We start from the raw sequence: 446 nt of genomic DNA, 5'->3' as shown, positions 1-446 counted from the left end.
GTGCGGGTGGAGCGTGAGGGATTGACGGCCTCCCTGTCGAGCCGATTCGTGCTGGTGGGAACCATGAATCCCGAGGAGGGAGCACTACGTCCGCCGTTGTTGGACCGGTTCGGACTGTGCATCGACGGGCACGGCGAGTCCGACCCGGCCGTCCGGGCTGAGAGACTCCGGCGGTGCCTCGACCACGACGCCGGTCCGGCCGAGGTCGACCACCACTGGCAGAACGACCAGAACCGTCAGGCCGCAGTCATCGAGAAGGCGTGGCACATCGTCGCCGGAGTCCGACTGGACGAAGTCGTCACCGAACTCATCTCCTGCCTGTGTCGGCAGAACCACGTCGCTGGGCACCACGCCGACATCGTCATGGCCGAAGCCACGCGGGCCCATGCCGCCCTGGCCGGTCGCGGCGTCGCCACCGAGGATGACGTGTTAACAATCAGCGAGAT

1 pseudogene is annotated in these 446 nt (G+C 66.8%); it reads left to right on the top strand.

The annotated features are described in order from the left end of the window. Positions 1-21: 21 nt before the first annotated feature. Positions 22-446, top strand: a pseudogene (locus G8O24_RS47155) (magnesium chelatase ATPase subunit I); the annotation flags it as partial.

The sequence above is a fragment of the Bradyrhizobium campsiandrae genome (genome assembly GCF_014529705.1).
GTDB lineage: Bacteria > Pseudomonadota > Alphaproteobacteria > Rhizobiales > Xanthobacteraceae > Bradyrhizobium > Bradyrhizobium campsiandrae.
The sequence above is the reverse complement of the archived record's forward strand: the minus strand, read 5'-3'. Positions and strand labels throughout refer to the sequence as shown.